1 protein-coding gene is annotated in these 8230 nt (G+C 51.4%); it reads right to left on the minus strand.

Annotated elements, in window-relative coordinates; genetic code table 11:
* Positions 1–8230 (minus strand): amino acid adenylation domain-containing protein (locus WH37_RS32800; protein WP_046234880.1); only part of this gene is annotated, 8230 nt, incomplete at both ends.

Raw genomic sequence — 8230 nt, forward strand, 5'->3', positions numbered from 1 at the left:
GCCAGACGACCGCCGGCCGATTAGGCACACGCTCCGCCTGCTGTTCAAAATGCTCGTGGACCATGGATTGGGTCGGGTGATTAACGCTTGTATCGTTGAACGTCCGCAGCAGCTGCTCCCGCTCTTGCTCCGTCACGATATCGGCTTCACTCAACCGCAGCTCCGGGCGGTGTACGATCTGTTCCAGCAGGCGGACGAAATGCCCCGCCATGCGCTCAACCGTGCTCCGCTTGAACAGCGCTGTGCTGTATTCCCATTCCATTGTCAACCTACCGTCCTTGTCCATAACGCCGACCGTAAGATCAAATTTGGAATATTCGTGATGGAACGCGAGTGGCTCGCATGTTATCGTCGATGTCGTTCTCACGTCCGATTCCGCGTTTTGAATCGTAAACATAGTGTCAAACAATGGACTTCTGCCCATATCGCGCTGCAAACTAAGATGCTCGATCAGCTTCTCCAACGGATAATCCCGGTACTCGTGCGCTTGAATGAATGCCTCCTTCACCTCGGCCAACAGCGTCCTAAATGTTTTATGATCCTCCGGCATTGCCCGAATAGCCAGCGTGTTGACGAACATTCCTATTGCTTGCTGAAGCTCGCTGTCAGGCCGGCTGGAGACGGGAACGCCCACTACTACATCTTCTTGTCCGCTGTATTTGTGCAACAGAGTGTAGTAGACCGACAGCAGCAGCATGAACAGCGTCGCATTCTCTGCAATGGCCAGACGATTGACCGCATGGCTTAACGATTCGTCCAGCTTGACGAACAGCCGTCCCCCATCAAATTGCTGTACGGCAGACCTCGCGTAATCGGTCGGCAATTGAAGGACCGGGGCCTCGTCTTGAAAGAGCGCGGTCCAATAGCTTTCCTGCAGAGCGTAGTCGTCGCCGTCTAACCGCCGCTGCTGCCAAACCGCATAATCTTTAAACTGCAATGCAGCTGGCGGCAGCTCCCGCTCCTCATAAAGATCGAATAGCTCCTTTACAAACACGTTCAGCGAGATGCCATCCGAGATCATATGATGCATATCGATCATCAGCAAATGCTCTGCCTGCGAAAGCCGGATCACTTCCAAGCGAACATACGAGTCTCGATTGAATTCGAACGGACGGATAAAGGATCTAATATGTGATTCCGGCTCTGAGCCATTCGCTGCAATCACGAAACGATAGTCAGGCTCTATATCCGCGTGTATCCACTGCACCAAGCGTGCACCGTCCATCTCGAAGGAGGTACGGAGAATTTCGTGACGATTGATCAAAGCGGCATAGGCTTTATATATGCGCTCCTGATCCAGCACGTCCTTCACCAGCATGATACAAGGCATGTTGTAGCTCATATTGAGCGGATTAAACTGGTTCAGGACAAATAACCGGGTCTGGCTGTACGTTGCCGGGTACAACTCGCTCAGCGGCGCCGGGACGATTCGTTCCTGCACCTGCCGCTCCGATTCGTCAATCCATTCAGCCAGCTGCTCTAGCTTCGGCTTTTCGAATATAACGCGCAGCGGCAGCGACAGCCCCATCGTTTCCGAGATGCGGGCCGTGAGTAAAGCCGCCTTCAAGGAGTGCCCGCCAAGCTCGAAGAAGTCGTCATAAGCCCCTGCGACTTCTACTGAAAGAATTTCCGACCAGAGCATTGCCAGCCGCTTTTCAGTTTCCGTTGCAAACTCAGCTTGCGAACCATCGTTCCGGACGTGAGCCCTGTTCGCTGGCGGCAAGGCTTTACGATTGACTTTGCCGCTTGGCGTCAACGGCATCTTATCCATCTGCACGAAATAAGACGGAATCATATATGCTGGCAGGCGGGTTATCAGATGCATGCGCAGCTCCGATTGCGTCCATTCACGGCTCGCCACTACATAGCCGCATAGATAAGACTCCTCATGCTCATCCAAATATGCCATTACGATGGCATCGGAGATTCCTTCGGCCTCCATAAGCCTGGACTGTATTTCTTCAAGCTCGATTCGATAGCCCCGGACTTTGACCTGATGATCGATTCTTCCCAAATATTCGATCATCCCATCCGTTCGCCATACTGCCATATCTCCGGTTCGATACAACCGTTCGCCTCGCATGAATGGATGAGGCGTAAATTTCTCGTCCGTTAGCTCCGTATTGTTGAGATATCCGACAGCAAGACCTTCACCCGCCAGGCAGAGCTCGCCCGGCACACCGATTGGCACAAGCTGGTTATATTTGTTCATAATGCAGGCCGTTACATTTCGAAGCTGCTTGCCTATTGGCACCCTTCCCTGCAAATTCCGTTCAACGGTGTATTGCGTCGCATAAATCGTCGATTCGGTAGGTCCATATAAATTAACAAGCATGACATGATCCGATTGCGCATAGAGCTTCTCAACCAATTCTTTCGGCAGCGCCTCCCCGGCAGCAAATACGTACGTCAGCATGTTAAGAATTTTCACCTGGCTTGCATTGCGCAGAAACAACTGCAGCATCGACGGCACGAAGTTGATATGCGTAATGCAATACTTCTGAATGGCGTTCAGAATTGCACCCGGATCCTTCTCATCGCCATCCGGCAATACGACGAGCCGTCCTTGTCCGAATATCCAACCAAATAGCTCAGCAACGGATACGTCAAAAGTGTACGTTGTTTTGAACATATACGAGTCGCCGCTCCTGAGCGGATAATCGGCCTCAAGTGCAAGCATCGTATTGACGACGCTGCGATGTTTGACCATTACGCCTTTCGGTTTGCCCGTGGAGCCCGAAGTATAGATAATGTACGCCAAATCCTCGGAGCTGTTGATTGCCACCGGATTGCCTGCCTGGTCCGAATAGTCGGATTCAGGGTCCAGCACAATCACCGGCTTGCCGTGGTCCAGAATCATGCTCCTGTATGCTTCTTGTACGAGCATCAACGATGCACAGCTATCCTGAAGCATGAAAGCCGTTCGCTCAACCGGTGAAATCGGGTCTATCGGAAGGTAGGCTCCACCCGCCTTCAGAACAGCCAAGATGCTGACAACCATTTCGGCAGAACGGCTCGTCATAATCGCTACGATATCGTTCGGACCGACACCGTTGCTGCGAATTAAATGGGCAAGACGATTGGCGCGTTCGTTAAGAGCGCCGCAGGTATAGCTGAGCTCCCCTTCAACGAGTACAATACGATGCGGATCAAGGGCTGCTGACTGTTCCATGAACTGCTGAATGGTTTGATCCGTAGGAAAATCGCCTTTATTTCCATTGAACGTCTCTATAATTTGACTGCACTGCTCATCGCACACCCATTCAACTTCCGCTATCCGTTGTTCCGGGTCTTGCAGCACAGCATCCACCAAGTGCTCGAAATTGCGGGCAAGGCGGGTTATCGTATCTTGGACGAAAATATCAATGTTGTACTCCCATTCCAAGCCAAGCTCTCCGTCTTGCTCAGTGATCCCCAAAGTCAGGTCGAATTTAGCCGTTTGATTATTAATCGAATACGGCGTCAGCGCCGCATCCTCCAGAGCGGCCGCAATTCTATCCATATTTTGCCACACGAACATCGTCGAAAATAACGGATTGCGGCTAAGATCGCGGTGAACGCCTAACTTGTCTATCAGCTCCTCCAGCGGGTAATGCTGGTGGGCAAATGCGTCCAACACCCGGGCCATGACCTCATCCACGAATTGAGTGAACGTTTTATCCGGTACAGGATAATTTCTTAACGGCAAAGTATTGACGAACATTCCGGATACATTTTCCAAATCCGGATGGGCACGACCGGCTACAGGCGTTCCAATGATGATGTCCTCTTGCCCCGAATATTTGTGCAATAGGATGTTATACATTGCAAATAGCGCAATAAAAGGAGTAAGACCTTGCCGGTTCGCCAGCATTGTGAGTTGGTCCGTTTGCCGTGAAGAGAGGGTCGTTCTGATCCTGCTGCCACGGAAGCGCTGGATTTGAGGACGAGGCAAGTCCTCTTGCAATTCAAGCACAGGCAGCTCACCTGCCAATGTCTCCAGCCAAAACGTTTGCTCGCGTCTTTGCTCCTTACTGCCGATACGATTATGCTGCCATACCGCGTAGTCTTTATATTGAAGCCGTTGTTCCGGTAATGTTTCGCCGCGATACAGCTTTTGCAAATCGTTCACATACAAGTTAAACGAAAGACCGTCCGAAATAATGTGATGCATATCGAGAACTAGCAAATTTCTGTCTTGTGCGATACGGATGACGAATCCCCGCGCAAGCGGAGCCTGGCCTAAATCGAAGGGGCGAACCCACTTCGCGATCCTCGCTCGAAGGCTTGAATCTTCTTCGTCTACCGCATCCACCAGCTCCAGCTGAAAGCTTGCGCATGAATCGATCTGCTGCACGATCTCTTGCCCTGACATTCGGAAGGACGTCCGCAGACTTTCATGGCGCATGCTCAACTGATGGAACGCTTCCTGCAGTCGCGAAGCATCAATGCTCCCTTTGACTTCATATACAACCGGCATATTATAAAGAATACTGTCCGGATCCATTTGATGAATAATGTACATTCGCTTCTGAGCCGAGGAAACCGGGTAATCCAGCGCCTTGTCCGCTTTCGGAATGGAATGATACTCCGTCTCCGCGGCGGCATCGATATACGCAGCCATTTCCTGCAGTGTCGGATGCTTGAATATATGTTTCAGCGACAATGACACCTGAAACGCCTGCTGTACGCGAGACGCAAGAACCATCGCTTTCAAGGATTGGCCGCCTGCTTCAAAGAAGTTGTCATGCAGTCCGATCCGCTCGATGCTCAATATATCCTGAATGATTCCAGCAAGGCGCAGCTCGGTGACCGTTGAAGGAGCCGCATATTCATCGCTGTTCCCCCGCTCTGGAATAGGCAGCGCGCGCTGATCGATTTTGCCGTTGGCTGTTAATGGGAAGCGCTCCAGCTCCATCATAACCGCCGGTATCATATAAGAAGGCAAAGTCGCACGGAGGAATGCCTGCAGATCGACTTGTCGAATAGGCTGCCGTGTTGCGTAATAGGCGCATAAATACAACTCGCACCTGTCATCGGCACGAGACAGCACAATGGCCTCCTTGACATCTTCGTGCTGAAGCAGCCTTTTCGTAATCTCCCCGGGCTCAATCCGATAACCTCTTATTTTCACCTGGTGGTCCATCCGGCCGATATACTCTAAGTAGCCGTCTGGCAGCCATTTCGCCGTATCTCCTGTCAAATATAGCTTGGAACCCGGCTTATACGGATGATTGACGAATTTTTGCGCAGTTAACTCCGGGTTGTTCAAGTATCCTTTTACAAGACCTTCACCAGAGAGACAAAGCTGTCCCTTAACACCAACCGGCAGCAAATTCAAATCTGCATCCATAATGTAAGCTTCCGTCTGCGCAATTGGTCTGCCGATCGGAATTGTCGTCACATCATCTGACACGGAATCAACCGGATAATAAGTAGCGAATACGGTGCTTTCCGTCGGACCGTACACATGGATCAATTTTCCCGGTCCGATCCACTCCAGCACTTTTTTCACATGCGGGACGGATACTCGCTCTCCCCCGAATAAAATCTTCCGCACACGAACGAAGCAATCAAGCGCATGGTCCGCCAACGTATTGAATAAAGCCGTCGTGACGAAAAACACCGAGATTTCCTGACGCTGGATAATCGCCGTCAGATTTTGCAAATTCAGCAAGTCGTCGCGATCGATAAGCACCAATTCCGCTCCGTTCAGTAAGGCGCCGTAAATATCAAAGGTCGAGCCGTCGAAAGCATAGTTGGACAACTGCAAAATTTTGTCGTCGGATGTCAGCTCAATGTAATTCGTTTCACAAACTACACGGCTAATGTTAGCGTGGGTCGCCATATTCCCCTTCGCTCTTCCTGTAGACCCGGAGGTATAAATAATATATGCCAGGTCGTCGGCCGTGCTGCTAACGGGCAAGTTCGCCGCATCCCCATGAGCAAGCTCCTCTTCATCCAAATAGAAGCACTGTCCGGCGAAGTTAGCCGGGACTGACTGGCGACGTTCCATCAATAGCCATTGGGACCCGCTGTCCGCCAACATGTATTCGATTCGCTCCACAGGATATTCGGGGTCAATCGGCAAATAAACGCCGCCAGCCTTCAACACGCCGAGAATAGCTACGACCATATCAATCGATCTGTCGAGCATCAAACCTACGACCGCTTGCCTTTGCAGGCCCCAAGCCTGTATAGCCCGAGCCAGTCGGTTAGCCCTGGCATTCAACTCGGCATACGTAATCCTGCTGCTTCCATGTTGGACGGCGATCGAGTCAGGCAGAAGGGCAGCCTGCATCTCAAACAGCTCTTGGAGCGTTTGCTGTGCTGGATATTGCCCGCCTTCCGGCTGGAAATCTGTCAACAATCGCTCCTTTTCAACATCGCCAAGCATCGTAATCTCGCTTAATCGGCAGTCGGATTTGACTGCAATGTCTTGGAATAGCTGTAGCAAATGTGCCGACATCCGTTCTGCGGTTGCCCGATAAAACAAATCCGTATCAAACTCTAGTTCAAATGCGATGCCATCGTCATGCTCATTCGCTGTAAGCAAGAGATCGAACTTGGCTATGCCGGTTTCCAAATTCAACCATTCAATCCCTTCCCCGCATGTCTCCAGCTTCTCCATATTCACGCTTTGCAGCGCAAACATCGTATCGAACAGAGGGTTGCGTCCCGTATCCCGCTGAAGCTTCAGCTTCTCAATTAACTGATCCAGAGAGAACGCGCGATGCTCGGCCGCTTCCAGTACCTGACTGCGAATTTCTTCAAGAAATTCGTTGAACGTCATTGCCGAGCGAGGATAGGTTCGTATCGGCAGGGTCTGAACAAACATGCCCAGCGTACCGTTCAGCCCCGGGTAATCTCTTCCTTCCCACGGGGTGCCGATTACAATATCTTCTTGCCCGGTGTACTTGGCAATAAACAGACTATAGGCTGCCAAAAGGATCATATTTAGAGTGGTACCTTGCTTCAGCCCGATGCTCCTCAGCCGGTCCACATGCGCTTGCTCCAGATTGAACCGAATCCGCTCTCCTCTATGCCGCTTCACTACTGGGCGCGGATGATCCGTCGGCAACTCCAAGAGCGGGATATCTCCCTGGAAAGATTCCAGCCAGTAGGACTCCGCCAGCTTCATCGCTTCGCCATCCTGCCGCTGCTCCTGCCATATCGCGAAGTCCTTGAACTGTATCGGCAAGTCAGACAACGGCTTGCCATAATAAAGCTGCACTAGCTCCTGGACGAAAATCTGCAAGGAAACCCCATCCGAGATGCTATGATGCATGTCCAGCAGCAGGACATGACGTTCCGAGTGAAGCCGAATCACACCTGCACGCAACAGGGGGGCTTGTTCCAGGTCAAAGGGCTGCACAAAGGCTGCTACAAGCTCGCGCCAATCCTTCCCATCGGCGTCCCATACAGGCAAATTCCAGGACACATTGTCATGTACGCGCTGCATCAGTTCATCGTCCTGCCACTCAAAGGAAGTCCGCAATGATTCATGCCGATTGATTAAGAGGAGGAACGCCCGATTCAACGTATCAGGGTCAAGACTTCCGTTCCAGCTCAATGCCACCGGCATGTTGTAGCTTAATAAATTTCCTTCGAGCTGATGAACAGCATACAGCCTCTTCTGGCTCGAGGTCGCAGGGTACAAGCCGTTAGGATCAAGGGCAGCCGGTCGTATAGGCTCGAACGTACCGGTTTCCAAGCTGTTGATATATGCGGCCTGCTCGCAAACGGTCGGACGCTGGAAAATCGCTTGAATCGACACTTCCGTACCAAATTCCTTGAACAAGTGCGACGACAGAACGACTGCCTTCAGAGAATTGCCCCCAAGTTCGAAGAAGTTATTATTAACTCCAACCTTGTTGATGTTAAACATTTTTCCCCATATAGCGGTAATCGTTCTTTCGGTATCGTTGCTCGCAGCCTGATAGAGCTCCTCCTGCCCTTGCAGCACATCAGGAACAGGTAGCCGTTTGCGATCTACCTTGCCATTGGAGGTTAACGGGAACTTGTCGAGCTCCACCATACGTGCCGGAACCATATAATCCGGCACATTGTTACGCAAATAGCTTTGAAGCTCTCTATATGAGCATTCGAACTCGAGCGTATAATAAGCACACAAATACGGTTGATCTGCCTCATCAGCAATTGCACTCACATAGGCTTCCAATACAGACGGGTGCTCCCGCAAACGAGCGGCGATCTCTCCCGGCTCAATGCGGAAGCCGCGGATTTTGAC

Origin of the sequence: Paenibacillus algorifonticola, assembly GCF_000971975.1 — a bacterium.
In the GTDB taxonomy this organism is placed as follows: Bacteria; Bacillota; Bacilli; order Paenibacillales; family Paenibacillaceae; genus Pristimantibacillus; species Pristimantibacillus algorifonticola.